Origin of the sequence: Micromonospora yangpuensis (assembly GCF_900091615.1) — a bacterium.
GTDB lineage: Bacteria > Actinomycetota > Actinomycetes > Mycobacteriales > Micromonosporaceae > Micromonospora > Micromonospora yangpuensis.
This window is the reverse complement of record NZ_FMIA01000002.1, coordinates 1,830,794-1,853,029: the sequence shown is the minus strand read 5'-3', so window position 1 is coordinate 1,853,029 and position 22,236 is coordinate 1,830,794. Positions and strand designations below refer to the sequence as shown.

The following is a 22,236-nucleotide window of genomic DNA, read 5'->3' as shown; positions in this document are numbered from 1 at the left end:
CGGTGCCGGCCCACCCGGGTCGGCACCGACCAGGCGGAACCGAACGGCCTGACGGCTGCCGAGCCCGGCAGCTGACCCGAAGGGCGCGTCGACCAACCGGTCGACGCGCCCTTCGGCGTCGCGGGCCACCCCGCACCACCAGCCGACCGAACCGTGCCGCGCCGACCAACCGAGCTGACTGCGCTGACCGTCCAGTCAGGATTAGACCCCGACCACACCCGTTGACCAGCGCCGATGAACTTCCTCCCACCACCGGCCAGACGGGCCACGATCGGCTTATGGTGATCATGGCGTGACCTTCGGCTGACGGATGATCTCGACTTGATCACATGATCCTTAGCGGACCCTGAAGATCTGGCGCGTTCTCCGTCGATCGGTACAGTCACGTCCTGCGTCCGACCTCACCGGACGCATCGGCGTCGGGGGACGCCAGGTGAGCCCATGCCGTACCGGTCGTGCCGGCTCCCGTCCATCCCGTCGCACCTCGATCACACCCCTCGTCAGGAGCAGACGTTGATCCGTCTCAAGTCCCCGCTGCGGCGCGTCGTGGCGGTCACCGCCGGCGCGCTGCTCGGTGTCGCCGGGGCCGCCGCCATCGCCGCCGCCCCGGCCAGTGCCCACCACCCGATCATCGACGGCACCGGCTGCAAGCTGAAGGACGGCAGCGTCCAGGTGACCTGGACCGTCCGCAACAGCGAGCGACAGTGGGACGCCACGGTGGTGGGCGCGTGGAGCCCGGCGGCCACCGAGCTGACCGGCATCGTCCCCGGCGCCGTCGTGCCGAAGTCCGGTCAGGGCGAACTGGTCGGCCAGCAGACCGTCCCCCGCAACAAGAAGCTGGAGCTCAGCGTCCGGCTGGAGTGGGACAAGGGCCGGTCCAAGGTCTACAGCACCCGCACGGGCGTGGTCCGGGTGACCGGCAAGTGCCAGACGCCGGAGCCGACCCCCACCTCGACCCCCACCGAGGAGCCGACCCCCACGCCGTCGGAGACCACGCCTACCGAGGAGCCGACGACCCCGACGCCGACGCCCTCGGAGACCACCCCCACCGAGGAGCCGACCCCGACGCCGTCGGAGACCACGCCTACCGACGAGCCGAGCGAGAGCACCCCGCCGGCCAGCCCCACCCCCAGCCAGCCGCCGGTCCTGCCCGAGCCGGGTGAGCCGACGTTCGAGCTGGAGCAGACCTGCGACCAGCTCACCTTCGGCATCGACAACCCGGCCGACGGCGTCGAGTTCACCGTCACGCTCACCAGCGAGAAGGGTGAGGTCAAGACGCTCGACGCGGTGCCCGGCAAGAAGACCTCGGTGTCGTTCGACGCCTACGAGGGCCTGAAGGTCACCCCGAGCATCGGCGACGTCAAGGACGAGGTCGTGGTCTGGGAGCAGCCGAAGGACTGCGAGGAGGAGGGTGGCTCCGGTGGTGGCCTGCCGCTGACCGGTGCCGCCGCCGGTGGCATCGCCACGGGCGCCGTCCTGCTGCTCGGCGCCGGTGCGGGCCTGTTCGTGATGGCCCGTCGTCGCAAGCTCCGCTTCACCGCCTGAACCACTGCGGACACCCGCGTGCCACCCGCCGGCTGACCGGCGCTGACACGCACCGAGGGCGCGTCGACCACCCGGTCGGCGCGCCCTCGCCGCGTGCGGTCGGCCCGCCACCACTAACCCGGCGCGCCCTCGCCGCGTCGGCTCCACCGGGGACCCGACGCGGCCGGACCGTCCGCGGTCAGCCCTTTTCCAGGTACTCGGCGCGTTCGGCGTCGACCAGGGCGGCCACCGAGGCGGCCAACGCCGGGTGCCGGGCCAGTTCCGGGTCCTCCTCGACCAGCACGATGGCCTCGGCCCGGGCGTCCCGGATCAGCTCGGCGTCCCGGCGCAGCGAGAGCAGGCGCAGGTGGGAACGGTGGCCGGACTGGGTCGCGCCCAGCACGTCGCCCTCCCGACGCTGTTCCAGATCCAGCTCGGCGAGCTTGAAACCGTCCGTGGTGGACGCGACCGCGTCCAGCCGCTCGCGGGCCGACGAACCCTCGGCCGCCTCGGTCACCAGCAGGCAGAGCCCGGCCGCCGAACCCCGTCCGACCCGGCCCCGGAGCTGGTGCAGTTGGGACACCCCGAAGCGGTCGGCGTCCAGCACGATCATCACGGTGGCGTTGGGCACGTCCACGCCGACCTCGATGACCGTGGTGGCCACCAGCACGTCCAGGTCACCGGCGGCGAAGGACCGCATCACCGCGTCCTTCTCGTCGGCCGGCAGCCGGCCGTGCAGCACCCCGATCCGCAGCCCGTGCAGCGGCCCCTCGGCGAGCAGCGGAGCCACCTCGGTCACCGCCAGCGGGGCCCGGCGCCCGGTGTCGTCCTCGGCCGGCGGTTCCTCGGCCGCCGGGCCCGTCGACGACCCGGCGGGGGTGTCCCCGATCCGGGGGCAGACCACGTACGCCTGGTGGCCGGCGGCGACCTCCTCGCGGACCCGGCGCCAGGCCCGGTCCAGGAAGGCCGGCTTCTCGGCGGCCGGCACCACGTGCGAGGCGATCGGCGACCGACCGCGCGGCAACTGGGAGAGGGTGGAGGTCTCCAGGTCGCCGTAGACGGTCATGGCGACCGTGCGCGGGATCGGCGTCGCGGTCATCACCAGCACGTGCGGCGGCTGGTCGGCCTTGGCCCGCAACGCGTCGCGCTGCTCCACCCCGAACCGGTGCTGCTCGTCGACGACCACCAGCCCCAGGTCGGCGAAGTCGACCCCCTCGTAGAGCAGGGCGTGGGTGCCCAGCACCAGGCCGGCCCGGCCGCTGGCCACCTCGGCCAGCGCCGCGCGCCGGGCCGCCGCCGGCAACGAGCCGGTGACCAGCTCGACCCGGGTGGCCTGCTCGGCGGCGTCCAGCTCACCGGCGCGACCGAGCGGGCCGAGCAGGTCGCGCATGCCCCGGTGGTGCTGGGCGGCGAGCACCTCGGTGGGGGCGAGCAGGGCGGCCTGACCGCCGGCGTCTACCACCTGCAGCATCGCCCGCAACGCCACCACCGTCTTGCCGGAACCCACCTCACCCTGCAACAGCCGGTGCATCGGGTGGGCGGTGGCCAGGTCCGCGCCGATCTCCCGGCCGACGTCGCGCTGCCCGCTGGTCAGCTCGTACGGCAACCGGGCGTCGAAGGCGTCCAGCAGGCCACCGGCGCGCGGCGGCCGGGCCCGCGCCGGCCAGGCGGCGGCCCGGTGCTTGCGCTGCACCAGGGTCAGCTGTACGGCGAACGCCTCGTCCCACTTGAGCCGGCGGCGGGCCCGGTACAGCTCCTCCTTGCTGGAGGGACGGTGGATCTCGCGCAGCGCGGGGCCGATACCCACCAGGCTGCGGCTGGCCCGTAAGGTCGCCGGCAGCGGGTCGTCCGGCGGGGTGAAGGTGTCCAGCACCACCCGGACACAGCGGGCGATCACCCAGGTCGGCACCGCCGCCGCAGCCGGGTAGACCGGGATCAGCGCCCCGGCGAACTCCTCGATCTCCTCGTTGGCCGCCGCCTCGCCGTCGGTCGCCTCGCCGAGCAGCACGTACTCCGGGCCGTTGAGCTGGCGTCGGCCGCGGAACTCGGTGACCTTGCCGGCGAACAGACCCCACCGGCCGGGACGCAGCTCCCGCTCCCGCCAGGCCTGGTTGCCGAAGAAGGTGAGCGTCAGGGTGCCGCCGGTCGAGTCGCCGACGGTCACCTCCAGCAGGTTGCCCCGGCGCTGGCGCATCGGCCGGACCGCGGTGCGCTGCACCTGGGCCAGCACGGTGACCTGCTCACCGACGTCCAGGGCCCGGATGTCGGTGTGCTCGCCCCGCTCGTCGTACCGACGGGGGAAGTGGTAGACAAGGTCACCGGCGGTGTGCAGGTCGAGGTGGCCGGCGAGGGCCTTCGCGGTCTTCGCCCCGACCAGCTTCGACAGCGGCGTGTCCACCGTGGCCGCCTCCGACGTCATTCGACCCCCACCATGAGCGGACAGTGCGGTTGCCCGCCCGGATACGCCTGCACCTCGACAAACGGCCACCGCTGCGCGACGTGCGCGCTCACCGCGTCGGCGAGACCGGTCGGGGCGTCCGCGCCCCAGAGCAGGGTGACCAGCTCGCCACCACCGCCCAACATCCGGTCGACCAGGGCCGCGCAGGTGTCGACCAGGTCGGTGCCGATCAGGTGCACCTCCCCCTCGACCAGCGCCAGGACGTCACCCGGGCGGCACGGCCCGGCCACCGTCAACGCCTCCCGGTCGGCCCGGCGGACTTCGGCGTACCGGCAGGCCCCGGCCGCCTCGGCCATCGCGATCACGTCGTCGGCGAAGCGCCGCCCCGGGTCACGCACGGCCAGCGCGGCCAGCGCCTGCACCGGGGACCGGGTGGGCACCACGCTCACCTCGACGCCGGCCCGGTGCGCCGCGCGGGCCGCCACGCCCGCCACCGCCCGGGCAGCCGGGTCGTTGGGCAGGACCACCACCCGGGCCGCCCCGGTGCGGTGGATCGCCGCCAGCACCTCGCCGGTGGACGGGTCGCCCGCCAGCACCGTCACACCCTCGGCGGCGAACAGCTCGGCCAGCCCCGCGCCGGCGGCCACCACCACCGCGGCCCGGTGCTCGGCGACGGGACCGACCGCGGTCGCCGGCTGGTCGGCGAAGCGGGTCACCGAGATCTGGTACGGCCGGCCGGCGGCCACCCCCGCCTCGACCGCCGCGCCGACGTCGTCGACGTGCACGTGGACGTGCCAGGTCGGGTCACCGCCGACCACCACGAGGGAGTCACCCAGGGCGGCCAGGGTGTCCCGCATCCCGGCGACCGCCGCCGGCTCGGCGTCGAGCAGGAACTGCACCTCGTAGGCGTACTCCGTCGAGTCGGTCGGCCGGTCGGGTTCGGCCGGCGGGCGGACCGGTCCGGGCGCGGACGCCGGCCGGTCCGGCCGTTCCCCGGTGACCACCTCGACCAGGGCGTCCAGCAGCAGGCACAGGCCCCGGCCGCCGGCGTCGACCACGCCGGCGCGGGCCAGGGCCGGCAACTGCTGCGGGGTACGCGCCAGCGCCCGCACCGCCGCGCCGGCCGCCGCCCGGCAGACCGTGGGCAGGTCGTCGCTGTCGGCCGCCTGCGCCGCGCCGGCCGCCGCGGCCGCCACGCTGAGCAGGGTGCCCTCCACCGGGCGGGTCACCGCGGCGTGGGCCGCGGCGCTGGCGTCACGCAACGCCGTGGCCAGTTCCCGGCCGCGCACCACGGGCACGGTGGCGACCGCGTCGGCGAGACCGCGCAGCAGCTGCGAGAGGATCACCCCGGAGTTGCCCCGGGCCCCGAGCAACGCGCCCCGCGCCATCAGCCGCAGCGCGTGCCCGTGCGGGGTCGACGCGTCGGCGGGCAGGGTCTCCAGGTCCATCGCCAGGGCCTGCTGGGCCGAGGTGAGGGTGAGGACCAGGTTGGTGCCGGTGTCGCCGTCCGGGACCGGGTAGACGTTCAGCTCGTCGATCTCGCCCTGGTGGCGGCGGAGCGCGGCCAACCCGCCCGCACACCAGCGTCGCACCGCGGCGGCGTCGAGGGTCTCCAGCACGGCGAGAAGCCTACTGGGGTACCCCGACAGCCGCCGGGGTCGGCCGATTCGCCCCGGGCGTGTCCGCGCTGGCAGGGGTGGCTGGCCGGCCGGGGCGCAGATCGGGTAACCTGGCCAGGTTGTCCGGGCGACGCCTGCCGGCGAACCGCCTCAGGCACGGCCTGGATCCGGCACGATCTGGATCCGGGACGACCTGGATCCGGCACGACCAGCATCAAGCACGACCTCATGAACGTATCAATCTCAGGAGTATCCCGTGGCTAGCGTGTGCGACGTCTGTGGCAAGGGACCGGGCTTCGGCCACAACGTGTCCCACTCGCACCGGCGGACCAACCGCCGCTGGAACCCGAACATCCAGTCGGTGCGCACCCCGGCCGGTGGCGGCACGACCAAGAAGCTCAAGGTCTGCACCTCCTGCATCAAGGCCGGCAAGGTCACCCGCGCCTGACCCGGTAGCCCCCGGGCACCGACCCTGCCATTGCCGGCGGACCGTGGACGGTCCGCCGGCTCTGTCATGTCCCGGTTCTGTCGGGTCCCGGTTCGCGGGTGTCCTCCCGGCCCGCTCCGCGCGGGCCCGCCGAGCCGTCTGGGCGGGCCCCGACCGGCCCGCCTGATTGGGCCCGCCGGGGTGCCTCAGAGGGTGCGGCCGAAGGAGACGCAGCCCGGCTCGTCCCGGTAGAAGCCGAAGTTCGGGATCCGCTCGTACCCGGCCGACGAGTACATGGCGATCGCCTCGGGCTGCCGGTCGCCGCACTCCAGGATGAGCCGCTTGCGGCCGTGCTCACGCGCGGAGCGCTCCACCGCGGCGAGCACCGCGCGGGCCACCCCGCGCCCCCGGGCCGCCGCCGCGGTGTACATCCGCTTCAGCTCGGCGGTGTCACCGGCGGTGCCATGACTGCGCCAGCCGCCACAGCCGACCGCCTCCCCGCCGAGGTAGGCGACCAGGAACGCCCCGTGCGGCGGGACGAACTCGGCCGCGTCCACCGGGGTCTCGTCCCCGCTGCCGCCGTAGCGTTGCCCCAGGTCGGCCAGCGCGTCCCGGATCAACGCCCGGGAGACCGGCGCGTCGAAGGGCAGCGCACGGAGTTCGATCTCACTCACGGTTGAAGGGTACGACCATCACCGGAAGTGGTCCCAGCCGGCCGGCCCCTCGTACCGGGCGCCGTCGACGGTCACCCCGGCGCCCGCCGAGACCCGGCCGATCGGGCGCCAGGGTGCGGGCAATACCACCGCCGGCGGGAAGGTGGCCGCCAGGGCGTGGTCGTCTCCCCCGGCCAACAACCAGGTGTACGGGTCGACGCCGAGCGCCTGGGCGGCGTCCCGCATCTGGCGGGGCACCTCGAAGGCGGCCCGGTGCACGTCGACGCGGACCCCGCTGGCCTTGGCCACGTGGCCCAGATCGGCCAGCAACCCGTCCGAGACGTCGATCATGGCGGTGGCCCCGAGCCGGGCGGCGTGCGGACCGGCCGAGTACGGCACCTCGGGTCGCCGGTACGCCTCGACCAGCAGCTTCGGTGTCCGGAAGCCCCGGGACAGCACGGTGTAGCCGGCCGCCGCGTACCCGGTCCGGCCGGCCAGGGCGACCACGTCACCGGGGCGGGCACCGGAGCGCACCACCGGGGCCCGGCCACCGAGGTCACCGAGGGCGGTGACCGCCACGGTCAGCGTCGGACTGGCCGACATGTCCCCACCTACCACGCTCGCGCCGACCTTGGCGGCCTCCGCGCCGAGCCCGTCGGCGAGCTGCTCCGCCCAGTCGGGCGACACCTGGGCGGGCAGACAGAGGGCGACCAGCAGGGCGGTGGGCACGGCACCCATCGCCGCCACGTCGGCCAGGTTCGCCGCCGCCGCCCGGTGCCCGACGTCCAGTGCGCTGGACCAGTCCCGCCGGAAGTGCCGCCCCTCGACCAGCACGTCGGTCGAGGCCACCACCCGGGCGTCCGGGGCGCTCACCACCGCCGCGTCGTCACCCGGCCCGAGCAGGCAGGCCGAGCCCTGTCCCAGCCGGGCGGTGACCCGGTCGATCAACCCGAACTCGCCGACATCCGCGACACTCACGCCGTCCCGCTCCGCTCGCTCAATGCTTCTCCTCGACCACCGATAGGGATCTCCCCTGGTCCGTAGGGTAGTTTCACCCTTCGGGCCGCCCCGCGCGGCGAGGACGGAGGTCGAGTCGTGGTTCAGGCGTACATCCTCATCCAGACAGAGGTCGGCCGGGCACGGGACGTGGCCGGTCTCATCGCGGACCTTCCCGGGGTGGTCCGGGTCGACGCCGTCACCGGGCCGTACGACGTGGTGGTGCTGACCGAGGCCAACACCGTCGACGAGCTGGGCAAACTGATCGTCAGCAACGTGCAGCTGGTGCCCGGCATCACCCGCACGCTGACCTGCTCGGTGGTACGGCTGTAAGTGGACCGGACCACCCGTAACGCCGCCCTGCTGGCCACCGCCGTCGCGCTCCCGGTCACCCTGGTGGTGGCGGGGCTGGCCGTCGCCCGGCTCGCCCCCGGCGACACCCCCGACTCCCCCACCGCCTCGACCACCGCCGCCCAGCCGCAGTCGACGGCCCCGGTCGAGCTGGCCGCCCCGCCGCTGGCCGAACGCCCGGCCACGGTGTGCCGGGCCCTGCTCTCCCAGCTCCCGGCGGCCGTGGGTGACCTCCCCCAGCGGCCGGTCACCGCCGGCCCGGAGCAGAACGCCGCGTACGGCGATCCGCCACTGACCGTGGTCTGCGGCGGCCCGGTCGCCGACTACCAGCCCACCGACGAGGTGTGGAAGGTCAACAACGTCTGCTGGCACCCGACCGAGGGGACCGGCGCGACGGTGCTGACCACCGTCGACCGGGAGGTGCCGGTCCGGGTGACCGTGCCGGAGGCGTACGGTCCGGCGTTGCAGCGGGTCGCCCCGATCGCCAACACGATCGTCGCCTCGGTGCCCTCCGGCGGCACCCCGCCCGCCGGCTGCGACCGCTGACCCGCTGCCGCCGCCGGTGGGCGGCGGCAGCGGTCAAGGCTCGGTGCAGGCCGACGTCACCCCCGCCGGGCGGCTCGGTGCAGGCCGGTGCCGCCCCGCCGGGCGGCTCAGTGCAGGCCGGTGCCGCGCCGCAGGGCGGTCCGGATCAGCCGGTCGACCAGCTTCGGGTACTCCAGACCGGAGGCCGCCCACATCCGCGGGAACATCGACGACGGGGTGAACCCGGGCATCGTGTTGACCTCGTTGAGGTAGATGTCGCCGTCCGGGGTGACGAAGAAGTCGGCGCGGGCCAGGCCGGCGCAGTCCAGCGCGGTGAAGGCCCGGGTGGCGTACTCCCGTACCCGGCGGGTGACCGGGTCGGGCAGGCCGGCCGGGATGTCGTACTCGCAGGCCTCGTCGGCGTCGATGTACTTGGCCTCGAAGTCGTAGAAGTCGTGCCCGCCGACGACCCGCACCTCGGCCAGGACCGACGCCTCGGGGGCGCCGCCGGCCTCACCCTCCAGCACCCCGCACTCGATCTCCCGGCCGACGATGGCCGCCTCGACTAGCACCTTCGGGTCGATCTGCCGGGCGGCGGCCACGGCCTCGTCCAGCTTCGCCCAGTCGTCGACCTTGCTGATGCCGAAGGAGGAACCGGCCCGGGACGGCTTGACGAAGACCGGCAGCCCGAGGCGTTGCTTGTCCTCCTCGGTGATCTCCATCCCGTTGCGCAGCACCACGTACGGCCCGACCGGGATGCCCTCGACCGCGCAGAGCTTCTTGGTGAACTCCTTGTCCATGGCGGCGGCGGAGGCGAAGACGTTCGCCCCCACGTACGGGATGCCGGCCATCTCCAGCATGCCCTGGATCGTGCCGTCCTCGCCGTACGCGCCGTGCAGCACGGGGAAGACCACGTCCACGTCGGCCAGGGCGCGGGGGCCCTGGTCCGGCTCGAAGACCAGCAGCCCGTTGCCGGTGGGGTCGGCGCGCAGCACCAGGTCGGCGCCGGAGGCGGCGGTGATCTCCGGCAGCTGACGGGCCCGGATCGCCAGCGCGGCGGCGTCGCCGTCGGTCAGCACCCACTGCCCGGCCCGGGTGATGCCGACCGGCACCACGTCGAACTCGTCCGGGTCCAGGGCGGCGAGCACACTGCCGGCGCTGACGCAGGAAATGCCGTGCTCCGGGCTACGGCCGCCGAAGACGATCGCCACGCGGGTCTTGCCTGGGGTGGTCACTGGGGTCACCTCTTCGGTCCCGACTGCGAAACTCGCTGTGACGCCGACGGCGCTCACCCGGTTGACCTTACTGTGCGTGGTGAACGGCCGATGCCGATACCCGGGGACACGCGGCACGACTGAGCAATCGGTCAACGGTGCCTATACCGAGCGTAATCACCGCATGGTGGTCGTGGTCAGCCGGCCCGGCCGGCCGGCGCCTCCCGCAGCACCCGGGTGACCTCACCGGCGAAGCGCCGACCGACGGCGAGCACCTTGACCCGCTGCCTGCCGGCCCGCACCATGCCCAGGGCCATGAAGGCCCCGGCGATCCGGTCGGCCGCCTCCCGGTTGCTGGCCCCCACCACCTGGCGGCGGCGTTCCGGGGCGAGCCGCTCGTTGCGCACGGCACCGTCCAACGGACGCACGTCGGTGAGCACCACGAGGAACCGGGTCATCGCCGCCCACCTCCGGACGACCGCCTCCGATCAGGAGCCATGAGGGATCCCCTCCGGCTCGGCGGTGGTCGCCGCGATCCCCCCACCGGAGTCCCGGCAGACGTAGCTGAGACCACCTGCGGCGTCGCGGCAGAGGTAGGCGAGATCGGCGTGGATCCAGGCGCCGCCGTTGTCGCGCAGCACCGGGCGGGCGCACCAGCGGCACCGCGAGACGCGGGGCCAACAGCCGGCTGCCGTCATCGGACTCCTTCCGGTGGCCGTTACGGGCGGCACGCGGCGATCGGGTACGGGGGAGAAAACCCGATCGCCACGCGCCCCATCCCCTCCGGTCACTCACCACCACCGTCGCCACGACAACCGGCGGTGAGGACGCCACCACAGGTTGACATCTCTACAGGGATGAATGCAACTCTCATCGCTATTCTCTCATGCACACTTTCCCGGACCCGTGTGCGACCATCGATGCATGGCTCCGAAGACCGCCCGAGCACGGCGACTGGGCATCGCCCTGCGGCAACACCGGGAAGCTGCCGGCCTGACGCTGGAGGCCGCCGCGGACGAGATCAACAGCACCCGCAGCACCCTGTCCCGGTACGAGAACGCCCAGACCCTGGTCACCCCGGCGACCGTGCGTGCGCTGCTCACGCTCTACGGGGTGGCGGCCGACGAGGTCAGCGCCGCCGTCGCACTGGCCAAGGACGCCCGCAAGCCCGGCTGGTGGGTGTCCTACTCCCACCTGCTGGACCAACGCACCATCGACTTCATCGCGCTGGAGGCCGAGGCGACCGCGATCGCCAACTTCGAACCGTCGGTCGTACCGGGCCTGTTGCAGACCGCCGACTACGTCCGCGCGGTGATGCGCGGCGGCCCGCACACCCTCAGCGACGACGACGTCGAACGCCGGGTGCACCTGCGGATGGAGCGGCAGGAGCGGCTCACCGGCACCGACCCGCCGATCATGGACGCCATCATCGACGAGGGCGCCCTGCTGCGCCCGGTCGGCGGACCCACGGTGATGGAGGCGCAGCTCCAACGCCTGATCAAGCTCGCCGAGCTACCGAACATCACCGTGCAGGTGATCCCACTCAAGGCGGGTTACCACCGGGGCACCCGGGGTTCCCTGCACATCCTGGAGTTCGCCGACCCGGCGGACCCGATCATCGCCTCGGTGGAGACCGTCGCCGGTCAGATGGTCCTCGACCGCCCCGGTGACCTGCGCACCTGCACCAAGATCATGGAACATCTGCGGACCGTCGCGCTGAGTCCGGCAGAGAGCCGGGACGAGCTCGGCAAGATCCTGAAGGGATACCTGACATGACCCCGACGATCAACGCGGCGCTGGCCCGCGCCGGTTGGCGCAAGAGCAGCCACAGCGGCGACGAGGGCGCCTGTGTGGAGTTCGCGAGCATCCCCGGGGTGGTCGCGGTGCGCGACTCGAAGGACCCGGGTGGCCCGCAGCTGCACTTCACCCCGGCCACCTGGACCGCCTTCACCACCGCCGTGCCCACCAGCCGCCCCTGAGCGTGGCCCGGTCCGGGGCCGTCGCGGCAACGACGCCCCGGACCTGGCGGCGGTCACCCGGCCGGGTCAGTCGGTGCGGCGGGCCACGATCGCGGTGGCGTCCAGGTCGTCGTCGTGCACCACCCGAGGCCGCAGCCCGTACCCGCGCATCGCGGCGGCCAGCGTGCCGGCCTGGTCGGCGGCGACCTCGACCGCCAGGTGGCCACCGGGAGCCAGCCACCGCGCCGACTCCGCCGCGACCCGGCGCAGCACCGACAGCCCGTCCCGGCCACCGTCGAGCGCCAACCGGGCCTCGTGCAGGCGGGCCTCGGCGGGCATGGTGGCCACCGCCGCGGTCGGCACGTACGGGGCGTTGGCCACCACCAGGTCCAACCGGCCCCGCCACCGCGTCGGCAACGGCCCGAACAGGTCACCCTGGAAGACCGGCACGCCCAGGTGCGCCAGGTTGCGTCGGGCACACTCCACGGCGTTCGGATCCAGGTCGGCGGCGGCCAGCCACCGGGGGGTCAACCGGTGCGCCAGCACCAGGGCGGCCGCGCCGGAGCCACAACAGAGGTCCACCACCGCCGGTGCCGGCCCGGTCGCCGCCACGGCCGCCTCGACCACCAGGGCGGTACGGGCCCGGGGCACGAAGACCCCCGCCGTCACCGCCACCCGCAGGCCGGCGAACTCCGCCCAGCCGAGCACCTGTTCCAGCGGCTCCCCGGCGATCCGGCGCCCGGCCAGCACGGCCAACGCCGCCGGCGAGTCGGCCGCGGCGAGCAGCAGGTCGGCCTCGTCCTCGGCGTAGACACAGCCGGCGGCGCGCAGCCGGCGCACCAGGTCGGCGCGGGACCCGCTCAACAAGTGGCGTCCCGGGCGGCCGTCACGTCGGCCACCCGGTCCAGGGCGGCCGTCACGTCGGCCACCAGGTCGACGGTGTCCTCGACCCCGCAGGAGAGCCGGACGAAGCCCGGTGCCGTGTCGTCGCCCCACTGCGCCCGGCGGTCGGCGGTGGTGTGCAGGCCGCCGAAGGAGGTGGCCGCCGCGACCAACCGCGCGGCCTCAATGAACCGGGCCACCCGGTCGGCGTCGCCGAGGTCGAACGAGAGCACCCCCGGCATCCGGTGCAACAGCCGCGCGGCCACCGGGTACGCCGGGTCGGTGGGCAACCCCGGCCAACGCAGCCCGGCCACGTCGGCCCGGTCGGCCAGGGCCCCCGCCAGGGCCTCGGCGTTGGCCGACTGCCGGGCCAGGCGCAGGTCCAGGGTGGCCAGCGACCGGTGGGCCAGCCAGGCGTCGAAGGCCCCCGGCACGGCCCCGCTGGTGGTCCGCCAGGCGGTGACCGGGTCGAGCAGCCGCTCCTGGCGGCTGGCCGCGTAGCCCAGCAGCAGGTCCGAGTGGCCGGTGAGGGCCTTGGTGCCGGAGGCCACCACCAGATCCGCGCCGAGGTCCAACGGCCGCTGCCCGAGCGGGGTCGCGGTGGTGTTGTCCACCGCCAGCAGGGCACCGGCGGCGTGCGCCCGCTCGGCCAGCGCCGGCACGTCGGCCACGTCCAGGCCGGGGTTCGCCGGCGACTCCAGCAGCACCAGCCGGACCCCCTCGAACGACGGGTACGGCCCGGCGGTCGGCGCGTACCGGACCCGTACCCCGAGGGTCTGCAGGGTGTCGGCGGCGAACGCCCGGACCGGGAAGTACCCGTCGGCGGGGAGCAGGACCGTGTCCCCGGGCCGCAGCAGGGCCAGCAGCACCCCGGTGATGGCCGCCTGACCACTGGCGAAGACCCGGCAGTCACCGCCCTCCAGCTCACCGATGGCCGCCTCCAGCAGCCGCCGGGTCGGGTTGTCCGGCCGGCCGTACCCGTTGGGGCTGCCGGCCGGGCCCTGCCACGGGTCGAGGTGGTACGGCGCGGCGAGGACCGGACCGGGCAGGAACGGATCGCCCGGCGCCGGCTCGGGCAGGCCGGCGCGTACGCACCGGGTGCCGTCCTGGAACTCCTGCTCAGTCACGGTGCCTCACTCGTACGACTCGGGTTTGGCGGTCCGGCTCATCAGCAGCTTGACCGCGATCCGCGGGTCCAGCCCCTCGTGGCAGATCCGCTCGACCTGCTCGGTGATCGGCATCTCCACGCCGTGCGCCCGGGCCAGGTCCCGTACCGCCAGGGCGCTCTTGACCCCCTCGGCGGTCTGCCGGGTGGCCACCCGGGCCTCCTCCAGGGTGGCACCCCGGCCGAGGTGCTCGCCGAAGGTCCGGTTCCGGGCCAGCGGCGACGAGCAGCTGGCGACCAGGTCCCCCATCCCGGCCAGGCCGGCGAAGGTGATCGGGTCGGCGCCCAGCGCCACGCCGAGGCGGGCGGTCTCGGCCAGTCCCCGGGTCATCAACATCGCCCGGGTGTTGTCCCCGAAGCCCATCGCCACGGCGATGCCGTACGACAGGGCGATCACGTTCTTCACCGCGCCGCCCAGCTCGCAGCCGATCACGTCGTCGTTGGTGTACGGGCGGAAGTACGCCGTCCGGATCGACGACTGCACCAGCGCCGCCCGGGCGCTGTCGGTGCCGGCGACGACGGTGGCGGCCGGCTGCTCGGCGGCGATCTCCGGCGCGACGTTGGGGCCGGAGACCACCACCACCCGGTGCGGCAGGACCCCGGTGGTCTCCACGATCACCTCACTCATCCGCTTGGTGGTGCCCAGCTCGATCCCCTTCATCAGGGAGACCAGGGTGGCGTCCGGATGCAGGTGCGAGGACCACTCGGCGAGGTTGCCGCGCAGGGTCTGCGAGGGCACCGCCAGCACCACCAGCTCGGCACCGGAGATCGCCTCGGCAGCCTCACCGGTCGCCGTCACCCGGTCGGGCAGCCGTACGGCGGGCAGGTAGTCGGGGTTGTGCCGGTGCAACCGGATCGTCTCGGCGACCGGTCGCCGGCGGGCCCAGATGGTCACCTCCCGACCGGCGTCGGCCAGGATCTTGGCGAAGGCGGTGCCCCAGGATCCCGCCCCCAGCACCGCCACGTGCCCGCTCACGCCGCCGCCCCCGGCTCGCCCGCGGGGCCACCCGCCGGCCGTGGGAACAGCGGTGGTGCGGTGCCGCCCCGGATCTCGGCGAGCAGGTCCCGCAGGCGCAGCATGATCTCGTCGGTCATCTCCTCCAGGGTGCGGTGGTCGGGGCTGGCGCCCTGCCACCGGCCCAGGTCGACCGGGGGGCCGGCCAACACGGTGACCGGGATCCGGGGACGCGGGTCGAACCGCTTGGTACGCGGGTCGAAGAGCCGCTGCGGGCCCCACATCGCCATCGGGACCACCGGGGCCCCGGTGGCCAACGCCAGGCGGGCGGCACCGGTCTTGCCGCGCATCGGCCACAGGTCGGGATGCCGGGTGGTGGTGCCCTCCGGGTAGATCACCACCGCGCCCCCCTCGTCGAGGGCGGCGACCAGCGCCTCCAGCGACCTGCCCGCGTGGGCGGTGCCCCGCTCCACCGGGATCTGTCGGCACCGGTGCAGCAGCCAGCCGATCACCGGCACCCGGAAGACGCTGACCTTGCCGAGGAACCGGGGCCACCGCCCGGCGTCGTAGATGAAGTGCGCCGAGACCAACGGGTCGGCGTGTGAGATGTGGTTCGGCACGATGATCACCCCGCCGTCGTGCCGGAGGTGCTCCATGCCCCGCCAGGTACGGCGGGTCCAGACCGTCATGACCGGCTTGACCAACCCCACGGCGAACCATTGCCAGAACCCCAGCCTCCGCCGCCCCACCCTGCCTCCTCGTCACCCGCCACCAAGCCCGCTACCGGTGGTGACACCCGCCGCGGAAATCATGCCTGCTCGCCCCCGGTACGGCCAGTGAGGGTACCGCCGCCCGGCTGGCAGGATTGGACCGTGCCTCAGACCTGGACCGTGGTGGTGCCGGTGAAGCGCCTCGCCGTGGCCAAGAGCCGCCTGCGGGGTGCCGTGCCGGCCGTACCCCACGCCACCCTGGCGTTGGCACTGGCGACCGACACGGTACGCGCGGTGGCCGGCTGCGTCGCGGTGACCGAGGTGGTGGTGGTGACCGACGACGCCCGGGTGACGGCGGCCCTGGCCCGCCAGGAGGGCCCAGCCGGTGGCCGGCGGCCGGCCCGGGTGCGAGTCGTACCGGACAGTCCGGACGCCGGGCTCAACGCGGCCCTGCGGCACGGTGCGGCCACCGCCGTCGGGCCGGTGGCCGGGATCACCGCGGACCTGCCGGCGCTGCGCCCGGCCGAACTGGCGGCGGCGCTGACCGCCGCGCACGACGACCCCCCGGGCGTACGCCGGTTCGTCGCCGACGCCCCCGGCGACGGCACCGTGCTGCTCACCGCGCCGGCCGGGGTGCCCCTGGACCCCCGCTTCGGCGGCGGTTCGGCCGCCGCGCACGCGGTCAGCGGCGCGGTGCCGCTCACCGGCGACTGGCCGACCCTGCGCCGCGACGTGGACACCCCGACCGACCTGGCCGCCGCGGTGGCGCTGGGGCTCGGCGCGAGCACGGCGGCGATCGTCCGGGGCGTGTACGGTGACGCCATGCAGGGCACGGTGGCCACCTTCGACGCGACGACGCGCAGCGGTGTGCTGCTGCTGGACGACGGCACCGAGCTGCCCTTCCCGGCCCGCGCCTTCGACGCCTCCGGCCTGCGGCTGCTGCGGCTGGGCCAGCGGCTGCGGGTGGAGACCGACCCCACCGGCGAGGTGGTCCGGGTGACCCTGCCGACCATGGCGTGATCCGCCCGAGTTCATTTTCCGTTAACCCGGATCAGGTGATTATGGGCAGGTGAGCACCCCTCGCGAGCACCCCGCCCGGCCGCTGAGCCGCCCCGAAGCCCCCACCGACCCCGAGGACCCCACCGGCCCGGCCGGTCCCGGTGGGTCCGCCCCCGCCCGTGCCGGCAGGCGCACCCGAGGGGCCGACGGCCGGTTCCGCCCCGCCTTGCCGTCGGCGGACCCGGCCCGGTCACCCGCCGCCGGCCCACCGTCGCCCTCCGGCGACGCCGACCCACCGTCCCCGTCGCCGGCACCGGCGGATCCGGCTGCCGCGGAATCCGCGCCCGCGGATCCGGCACCGGCGGATCCGGCGCCCGTAGATCCGGCACCCGCGGATCCGGCGCGACCGGTGGCCACCCGGGACCGGCCGGCCCGGGTCGGGCTGGACGCCGCCGCCGCCTCGGCCGGCCTGGCCGAGGTGCTGGACGAGGGGCCCTACGGCGAGCAGCCACCGCCGACCGGTCCGGCGCCGACCGGCCAGCGGCTGCCCGAGGAGCGGTTCCTCAACCGGGAGCTGTCCTGGCTCGACTTCAACGCCCGGGTGCTGGCGCTCGCCGAGGACCAGCGCACCCCCCTGCTGGAACGGGCGAAGTTCCTGGCCATCTTCGCCAGCAACCTGGACGAGTTCTTCATGGTGCGCATCGCCGGCCTCAAGCGCCGCCTCTCCGCCGGCCTGCCGGTGCGTGGCGGCGACCGGCTGCCGTTGCGCACCCAACTGGAGCTGATCGCCGAGAAGACCGCCGCCCTGGCGGCCCGGCAGGCCAGCTGCCTCGTCGACGACGTACTGCCGAAGCTGGCCGCCGAGGACATCCGGGTGCTGCGCTGGGGTGACCTCGACGACGCCGAGCGGGAACGGCTGCGGACCTGGTTCCGGGAGCACATCTTCCCGGTGCTCACCCCACTCGCCGTCGACCCGGCACACCCCTTCCCGTACATCTCGGGGCGGTCGCTGAACCTGGCGGTGGCGGTCCGCGACCCCGACGGCGGCTCGGAGCTGTTCGCCCGGGTCAAGGTGCCGAACAACGTACCCCGGTTCGTCCGGGTCGACCGGGACCGGCCCGGGGTCCGGTTCGTGCCGGTCGAGGACGTCATCTCGGTCCACCTCGGTCAGCTCTTCTCCGGCATGCAGGTGGTGGAGTGCCACCTGTTCCGGGTGACCCGCAACGCCGAGGTGGAGGTGGACGAGGACCGCGACGAGGATCTGCTGCAGGCCCTGGAGCGGGAACTGGCCCGCCGCCGCTTCGGCCCACCGGTACGCCTGGAGGTGGCCGCCTCCATCTCCGACCACATGCTGGAGCTGCTGGTCCGGGAGCTGGACATGGACGCGCAGGATGTGCTGCGGGTCCGGGGTCTGCTGGACCTCTCCGCGCTCTGGCAGGTCTACGGCGAGGCCGACCGCCCCGACCTGAAGGACCCGCCGTTCGTGCCGGCCACCCATCCCCGGCTCGTCGAGGGTGAGGTGCCGCGCAGCGTCTTCGCCACCCTGCGCGACGGCGACATCCTGGTGCACCACCCGTACCACTCCTTCGCCACCAGCGTGCAGCGCTTCGTCGAGCAGGCCGCCGCCGACCCGAACGTGCTGGCCATCAAGCAGACCCTCTACCGCACCAGCGGGGACTCCCCGATCGTCGACGCGCTTGTCGACGCCGCCGCCGCCGGCAAGCAGGTGGTGGTGCTGGTGGAGCTGAAGGCGCGCTTCGACGAGGTGGCCAACATCGGCTGGGCCCGCACCCTGGAACGGGCCGGCTGCCACGTGGTCTACGGCCTGGTCGGGCTGAAGACGCACTGCAAGACCGCGCTGGTGGTCCGCCAGGAGGGCAACCAGATCCGCCGGTACTGCCACATCGGCACCGGCAACTACCACCCCAAGACCGCCCGACTGTACGAGGACTTCGGGCTGCTCACCGCCGACCCGGAGATCGGGGCGGACCTGACCGACCTGTTCAACGTGCTGACCGGGTACAGCCGGCAGACCGCGTTCCGGCGGTTGCTGGTGGCCCCGCAGGGCATCCGGCGTGGGCTGGTCGAGCGGATCGAGCGGGAGATCGGGCACGTCCGGCTCGGCATGCCGGGGCTTGTGCAGTTCAAGGTGAACTCGCTTGTCGACGAGGAGATCGTGGACGCGCTCTACCGGGCCTCCCAGGCCGGGGTGCACGTCGACCTGCTGATCCGGGGCATGTGCACGCTGCGCCCGGGGGTGCCGGGGCTGTCGGAGAACATCCGGGTCCGCTCGATCCTCGGCCGGTTCCTGGAGCACTCCCGGATCTTCCGGTTCGGCAACAACGGTGACGCCGAGTTCTGGTTGGGCTCGGCCGACCTGATGCACCGCAACCTGGACCGCCGGGTGGAGGCGCTGGTGCAGGTGAGCGACCCGGTGGCCCGCGCCGAGCTGGACCACGTGCTGACCTGCGCGATGGGCCCGGAGGTGGAGGCGTTCGAGTTGGCCGCCGACGCGAGCTGGAGCCGGCGTACCGGCTCACCGGAGACGCCACTGCGGCACCTGCAGGAGTTGCTGCTGCGGCGGGTGGGCGGGACCCCCGGGTGACCGGGGTCCGGGCTTAGGGTGGAGATCACCATGCTGGAAGAAGAACGCAAGTACCAGGTGCCTGACGACTTCGTCGTGCCGGACCTGTCCCCGGCCGTGCCGGCCGACGGTCGGATCACCGCGCAGCGACCGGTCCGGTTGGTCGCGACCTACTTCGACACCGCCGATCTGCGGCTGACCCGGGCCGGAGTGTCGCTGCGGCACCGCCGGGGCGAACGCGAGCCGTGGACCGTCAAGCTGCCGACCGGTGCCACCGGCGTGCGGCACGAGGTCTCCCGGCCGGGCCGGCGGGGCTCGGGCGTCCCCCGTGAGCTGGCCGAACTGGTCACCGCCTTCACCCGGGGCGCCGACCTCGCTCCGGTGGCGGTGCTGCGCACCCGGCGGCGCCGGTCGGCGGTGCACGACGCCGCCGGCACGCTGCTGGCCGAGATCGCCGACGACCGGGTCACGGTGCTCGACCCGGCCGACCAGCCGGCCGGCGCCTTCCGGGAGTTGGAGGTGGAACGTGCCGCCGGCGACAGCGAACTGCTGGACCGGATCGGGGCGCTGCTGACCGGGGCCGGCGCCGACGGCGGGGATTTCGTGCCGAAGCACCGGCGGGCGCTCGACCTGGTGGTGCCGACGCACGTCGGAACGGTCGGCGGCGAGCCGGACCTGGTCGCACCGACCGGCCTGCCGGCCGATCCGACCGCCGGTGACGTCGTCACCGAGGCGGTCCGGCGCGGTGTCGACCGGCTCCTGCGACACGACCCGCTGGTCCGGCTGCGCGCACCGGTGCCCGGCCACCGCACCGCCCTGCAGCAGATGCGGGTCGGCTGCCGACGGCTGCGCAGCGACCTGCGGACCTTCGCCCCGCTGCTGGTGCCGGATTGGGCGGATCCGCTGCGCGCGGAGCTGAGCTGGTTGGCCGGGGTGCTCGGCGCGGCCCGCGACGCCGAGGTGCTGCGGGGGCGGCTGCGCCGTACCGCCGCCGCCGACCCGTTGAGCCCGCTGGACCCGGCGACGGTGGACCGGCTCGACGCCGTCCTGGCCGACCGGCAGGAGGCGGCCCTGGCGGCGGTGGACGCCGCGCTGCGCTCACCCCGCTACGTGGCGCTTACCGACGCGCTGGTGCTGGCCGCCCGCGCCCCCCGGCTGACCCCCCGGGCCGCCGAGCCGGCCGCGCGGGTGCTGCCCCGTCTGGTCCGGCGGCCCTGGCGGAAGCTGACCGGCCGCAAGGGCGGCGCGGGCGTCTCCGGGCTCGACCCGCTCGGCACCGACGAGCAGTGGCACACCGTCCGCAAACAGGCCAAACGAGCCCGGTACGCGGTACAGGCAGTCGCCCCGGCCGTCGGCGGGAAGGCCGGCAAACTGGCCGGTGCGCTGGCCGACGCGCAACGGCTGCTCGGTGAACACCAGGACGCCGCGGTGGCCGCGGACACCTGGACGGCCGTGGTGGCGGACCGGCCGGACGACCCGCATCTCGCACTCACCGCCGGCCGGCTGGCGGAGCGCGAACGCGTAGTGGTCCGCCGGGTACGCGCCGACTTCCCGCAGCTCTGGCAGCGGGCCGAGCGGGACCGGTGGACCCGATGGCTGCGCTGAACGAGGTACGCGCCGCCGGCGGCGTGGTGTGGCGGCCGACCGACGGCGGCACCGAGGTCTGTCTGGTGCACCGTCCCCGCTACGGCGACTGGACCCTGCCCAAGGGCAAGCTGGAGCCGGGTGAGCACCCGTTGCGGGCCGCGGTCCGCGAGGTGGCCGAGGAGAGCGACGTCCGGGCGGTGCCGCAGGTACGCCTGCCGGCGGTGCGCTATGTCAGCGAGGGCCGCCCGAAGGTGGTCGACTACTGGTCGATGCGGGCCGTCGGCACCGGTGGTTTCCAGCCGGACACCGAGGTCGACGACGTCCGCTGGCTCGACGTGGACGAGGCGGTACGCCTGGTCAGCTACCCGCACGACGCCGAGGTGCTCGGTGCCTTCGCGGCGCTGCCGGCGGTGACCGGCACGGTGCTGCTGCTCCGGCATGCCCGGGCCGGCAAGCGGGCCACCTGGTCGGGGCCGGACACCGCCCGACCGCTGGACGCCACCGGCCGGGCGCAGGCCCGCGCGCTGGCCCCCCTGGTGGCCCTTACCGGCCCGGTACGGTTGCTCTCCGCCTCGGTCCGCCGCTGCGTGCAGACCCTGGACCCGGCGGCCGCCCTGCTCGATCTGCCGATCGAGGTGGCCGGTGACTTCGACGAGCCCGTCGGCGGTCAGCAGCCGGAGGAGCGCGCCCTGGCCGCCGCCGCCCGGCTGGCCGAGTTCGCCACCGGCGGCCAACCGGTGGCGGTCTGCAGTCAGGGCAAGGTCATCCCGGGTGCCCTGGCCCAACTGACCGGCTCGGCCGGCTCGACCGGCTCGACCGGCTCGGCCGGCTCGACCGGCGAATTCACCACCCCGAAGGCCGGTGGCTGGCTGCTCGCCTTCACCGCCGGCGGCCTCGTTGCCACCGACCGCCTCTGACACCCCACCCGGGACGCCGAAGGGCGTCCACCTGACGGGTGGACGCCCTTCGGGGACGAGCGGGTCAGCGCTTGGTCGCTGCCTTCTTCGCCGGAGACTTCTTCGCGGGCGCCTTCTTCGCCGCCGCGCTCCTGCTGGCCGCCGCCGTGGTCTTCTTCGCCGCGGTGGACTTGGCCGTGGCGCTCTTCTTCGCCGGCGTCGCCTTCTTGGTGGCGGTCGCCTTCTTGGTGGCGGTGCTCTTGGCCGCCTTCGCCGCGGTCGTCTTCTTGGCCGCCGCGGTGGCGGTCTTGCGAGCCCCGGCCGCCGTCGCCTTGGCACCGGTCGCCTTGGCCGTGGTGGCCTTGGTGCCGGTGGCCTTGGTGCCGGTCGCCTTGGCCGTGGTGGCCTTGGCGGCGGTGGCCTTGGCGGCGGTCGTGGTCTTCTTCGCCGCCGCCGTGGCCTTCGGCGCCTTGCCGCTGGCCACCATCTCCTTGAAACCGGCACCCGGCCGGAAGGTCGGGACGGATGTCTTCTTGACCTTCACCGCCTCGCCGGTACGCGGGTTGCGCGCTGTTCGCGGCCCCCGGACACGCTTCTCGAACGCTCCGAATCCGGTGATCGCCACCTTCTCGCCCTTGGTGACCGCCGCCTGGACCTCAGCGAGGACCGCGTCGAGCGCCGCCGTCGCCGTTTTCCGGTCCCCCAGACGAGCGGCGAGCGCCTCGATGAGCTCGGCCTTGTTCACGACTTCCTCCCGATTGTGCAACTGACTCGACGCGAGCCATTCTGCGCG

At 74.3% G+C, this 22,236-nt stretch carries 21 protein-coding genes and 1 pseudogene; 10 read left to right on the top strand and 12 right to left on the bottom strand.

What is annotated here, in order from left to right; all coding sequences use genetic code 11:
- Positions 1–513 precede the first annotated feature (513 nt).
- On the top strand, positions 514–1,545 hold the full coding sequence (locus GA0070617_RS29800) for a cell wall anchor protein (RefSeq protein WP_139135623.1): 1,032 nt from the start codon (positions 514–516) through the stop codon (positions 1,543–1,545).
- Between the two features lie 178 nt (positions 1,546–1,723).
- Here the strand turns inward: GA0070617_RS29800 and recG are convergent, their stop codons facing one another.
- Positions 1,724–3,943 (bottom strand): ATP-dependent DNA helicase RecG, encoded by a 2,220-nt coding sequence (gene recG, locus GA0070617_RS08565; protein WP_091435476.1) that lies wholly within the window; start codon positions 3,941–3,943, stop codon positions 1,724–1,726.
- The gene (locus GA0070617_RS08560) at positions 3,940–5,541 is read right to left on the bottom strand and encodes a DAK2 domain-containing protein (protein WP_091435475.1); all 1,602 of its coding nucleotides are present in this window, start codon (positions 5,539–5,541) and stop codon (positions 3,940–3,942) included. The genes recG and GA0070617_RS08560 overlap by 4 nt, the downstream gene beginning before the upstream one ends.
- Positions 5,542–5,797: 256 nt before the next feature.
- Here GA0070617_RS08560 and rpmB point away from each other — a divergent pair, with 256 nt between their 5' ends.
- Positions 5,798–5,989 carry a 50S ribosomal protein L28 gene (gene rpmB, locus GA0070617_RS08555; protein ID WP_007075181.1) on the top strand — a complete coding sequence of 64 codons (192 nt, stop codon included), beginning with the start codon at positions 5,798–5,800 and terminating at the stop codon, positions 5,987–5,989.
- Positions 5,990–6,174: 185 nt separating this feature from the next.
- Here rpmB and GA0070617_RS08550 read toward each other — a convergent pair whose 3' ends face one another.
- The gene (locus GA0070617_RS08550) at positions 6,175–6,642 is read right to left on the bottom strand and encodes a GNAT family N-acetyltransferase (protein ID WP_091435474.1); all 468 of its coding nucleotides are present in this window, start codon (positions 6,640–6,642) and stop codon (positions 6,175–6,177) included.
- A gap of 18 nt (positions 6,643–6,660) precedes the next feature.
- The gene (locus GA0070617_RS08545) at positions 6,661–7,599 is read right to left on the bottom strand and encodes a thiamine-phosphate kinase (protein ID WP_091435473.1); all 939 of its coding nucleotides are present in this window, start codon (positions 7,597–7,599) and stop codon (positions 6,661–6,663) included.
- 117 nt (positions 7,600–7,716) lie between these two features.
- On the opposite strand from GA0070617_RS08545, the gene GA0070617_RS08540 reads away from it, so the two are divergent.
- Positions 7,717–7,950 (top strand): Lrp/AsnC ligand binding domain-containing protein, encoded by a 234-nt coding sequence (locus GA0070617_RS08540; protein WP_091435472.1) that lies wholly within the window; start codon positions 7,717–7,719, stop codon positions 7,948–7,950.
- Complete coding sequence (locus tag GA0070617_RS08535; RefSeq protein WP_091435471.1) at positions 7,951–8,514, top strand: DUF3515 domain-containing protein; 564 nt, start codon at positions 7,951–7,953, stop codon at positions 8,512–8,514.
- 107 nt (positions 8,515–8,621) lie between these two features.
- On the opposite strand, the gene GA0070617_RS08530 is transcribed toward GA0070617_RS08535, so the two are convergent.
- From GA0070617_RS08530 to GA0070617_RS29795, 3 genes are all read right to left on the bottom strand, one after another.
- Positions 8,622–9,728, bottom strand: a complete 1,107-nt coding sequence (locus tag GA0070617_RS08530; RefSeq protein WP_091435470.1) for a D-alanine--D-alanine ligase family protein — start codon at positions 9,726–9,728, stop codon at positions 8,622–8,624.
- 176 nt (positions 9,729–9,904) lie between these two features.
- A complete protein-coding gene (locus tag GA0070617_RS08525) occupies positions 9,905–10,165 on the bottom strand; it encodes a hypothetical protein (protein WP_091435469.1) in 261 nt (86 codons plus the stop codon).
- 30 nt (positions 10,166–10,195) lie between these two features.
- Positions 10,196–10,405, bottom strand: a complete 210-nt coding sequence (locus GA0070617_RS29795; RefSeq protein ID WP_139135622.1) for a hypothetical protein — start codon at positions 10,403–10,405, stop codon at positions 10,196–10,198.
- Between the two features lie 226 nt (positions 10,406–10,631).
- On the opposite strand from GA0070617_RS29795, the gene GA0070617_RS08520 reads away from it, so the two are divergent.
- Both GA0070617_RS08520 and GA0070617_RS08515 read left to right on the top strand, forming a co-directional pair.
- Complete coding sequence (locus GA0070617_RS08520; protein WP_091435468.1) at positions 10,632–11,483, top strand: helix-turn-helix domain-containing protein; 852 nt, start codon at positions 10,632–10,634, stop codon at positions 11,481–11,483.
- On the top strand, positions 11,480–11,686 hold the full coding sequence (locus tag GA0070617_RS08515; RefSeq protein ID WP_091435467.1) for a DUF397 domain-containing protein: 207 nt from the start codon (positions 11,480–11,482) through the stop codon (positions 11,684–11,686). Before GA0070617_RS08520 ends, GA0070617_RS08515 begins: the two co-directional genes overlap by 4 nt.
- A 66-nt stretch (positions 11,687–11,752) precedes the next feature.
- Here the strand turns inward: GA0070617_RS08515 and GA0070617_RS08510 are convergent, their stop codons facing one another.
- The 4 genes from GA0070617_RS08510 to GA0070617_RS08495 are packed head-to-tail and all read right to left on the bottom strand — an operon-like array spanning position 11,753 to position 15,416.
- Positions 11,753–12,529 carry a putative protein N(5)-glutamine methyltransferase gene (locus GA0070617_RS08510; RefSeq protein WP_373868285.1) on the bottom strand — a complete coding sequence of 259 codons (777 nt, stop codon included), beginning with the start codon at positions 12,527–12,529 and terminating at the stop codon, positions 11,753–11,755.
- Positions 12,526–13,674, bottom strand: a complete 1,149-nt coding sequence (locus GA0070617_RS08505; protein WP_091435465.1) for a cystathionine gamma-lyase — start codon at positions 13,672–13,674, stop codon at positions 12,526–12,528. The genes GA0070617_RS08510 and GA0070617_RS08505 overlap by 4 nt, the downstream gene beginning before the upstream one ends.
- 6 nt (positions 13,675–13,680) lie before the next feature.
- Positions 13,681–14,688: an NAD(P)H-dependent glycerol-3-phosphate dehydrogenase gene (locus GA0070617_RS08500; RefSeq protein WP_091435464.1), complete on the bottom strand. Its 1,008-nt coding sequence runs from the start codon at positions 14,686–14,688 to the stop codon at positions 13,681–13,683.
- On the bottom strand, positions 14,685–15,416 hold the full coding sequence (locus GA0070617_RS08495) for a lysophospholipid acyltransferase family protein (protein ID WP_091435463.1): 732 nt from the start codon (positions 15,414–15,416) through the stop codon (positions 14,685–14,687). The genes GA0070617_RS08500 and GA0070617_RS08495 overlap by 4 nt, the downstream gene beginning before the upstream one ends.
- A 123-nt stretch (positions 15,417–15,539) precedes the next feature.
- On the opposite strand from GA0070617_RS08495, the pseudogene cofC reads away from it, so the two are divergent.
- The 4 genes and pseudogenes from cofC to GA0070617_RS08475 all read left to right on the top strand — a co-directional run.
- Positions 15,540–16,175, top strand: a pseudogene (gene cofC, locus GA0070617_RS31400) (2-phospho-L-lactate guanylyltransferase); the annotation flags it as partial.
- Between the two features lie 610 nt (positions 16,176–16,785).
- Entirely contained in the window at positions 16,786–18,981 is a 2,196-nt protein-coding gene (locus tag GA0070617_RS08485; RefSeq protein ID WP_229688090.1) for an RNA degradosome polyphosphate kinase, read from the top strand.
- Positions 18,982–19,011: 30 nt separating this feature from the next.
- A complete protein-coding gene (locus GA0070617_RS08480; protein WP_091446108.1) occupies positions 19,012–20,565 on the top strand; it encodes a CYTH and CHAD domain-containing protein in 1,554 nt (517 codons plus the stop codon).
- The gene (locus GA0070617_RS08475; protein ID WP_091446106.1) at positions 20,553–21,464 is read left to right on the top strand and encodes an NUDIX hydrolase; all 912 of its coding nucleotides are present in this window, start codon (positions 20,553–20,555) and stop codon (positions 21,462–21,464) included. Before GA0070617_RS08480 ends, GA0070617_RS08475 begins: the two co-directional genes overlap by 13 nt.
- Before the next feature lie 64 nt (positions 21,465–21,528).
- Here GA0070617_RS08475 and GA0070617_RS08470 read toward each other — a convergent pair whose 3' ends face one another.
- Entirely contained in the window at positions 21,529–22,188 is a 660-nt protein-coding gene (locus tag GA0070617_RS08470) for an HU family DNA-binding protein (protein WP_175440470.1), read from the bottom strand.
- Between the last annotated feature and the right edge of the window lie 48 nt (positions 22,189–22,236).

Excerpts from the sequence above, each read along its gene's own strand:
- recG (WP_091435476.1), bottom strand. The coding sequence starts at position 3,943 with ATGACGTCGGAGGCGGCCACGGTGGACACGCCGCTGTCGAAGCTGGTC.
- GA0070617_RS08525 (WP_091435469.1), bottom strand. The coding sequence starts at position 10,165 with ATGACCCGGTTCCTCGTGGTGCTCACCGACGTGCGTCCGTTGGACGGT.
- GA0070617_RS29795 (WP_139135622.1), bottom strand. The coding sequence starts at position 10,405 with ATGACGGCAGCCGGCTGTTGGCCCCGCGTCTCGCGGTGCCGCTGGTGC.
- GA0070617_RS08520 (WP_091435468.1), top strand. The coding sequence starts at position 10,632 with ATGGCTCCGAAGACCGCCCGAGCACGGCGACTGGGCATCGCCCTGCGG.
- GA0070617_RS08515 (WP_091435467.1), top strand. The coding sequence starts at position 11,480 with ATGACCCCGACGATCAACGCGGCGCTGGCCCGCGCCGGTTGGCGCAAG.
- GA0070617_RS08480 (WP_091446108.1), top strand. The coding sequence starts at position 19,012 with ATGCTGGAAGAAGAACGCAAGTACCAGGTGCCTGACGACTTCGTCGTG.
- GA0070617_RS08475 (WP_091446106.1), top strand. The coding sequence starts at position 20,553 with ATGGCTGCGCTGAACGAGGTACGCGCCGCCGGCGGCGTGGTGTGGCGG.